Origin of the sequence: Bacillus pretiosus (assembly GCF_051294775.1) — a bacterium.
Lineage (GTDB): Bacteria > Bacillota > Bacilli > Bacillales > Bacillaceae_G > Bacillus_A > Bacillus_A wiedmannii.
This window is the reverse complement of the sequence record NZ_JBPPHF010000690.1, coordinates 1-278: the sequence shown is the minus strand read 5'-3', so window position 1 is coordinate 278 and position 278 is coordinate 1. Positions and strand designations below refer to the sequence as shown.

Annotated in this window: 1 pseudogene; it reads right to left on the bottom strand. The window is 39.6% G+C overall.

The window, feature by feature from the left end:
• Window positions 1-278, bottom strand: a pseudogene (locus ACSG5Z_RS32725) (hypothetical protein); the annotation flags it as partial.

The following is a 278-nucleotide window of genomic DNA, read 5'->3' as shown; positions in this document are numbered from 1 at the left end:
CGGTATTTCTTCTGCGTATATAAAGCTTAACATCTAGAATTTCTATCCCCTGTAGTTTTTGTCTCCAGTCGTTATGATCAAGGAAGAATAAACATTTGTTACTGCCCCATCTTGTTCCTTTTTTAACTGCAATGCCATCCTGGATTTTGTTTCGAAGCTCTACCCATTCTCCGTGAAACTCTTCTCTGTCATCATATTCGTAGCGCCACTCTGCCGGATTTCGTCTAACTTGTCCGTTTTGTTTGTAGATAACATAATCTGTACGCCAAGTTCTACTT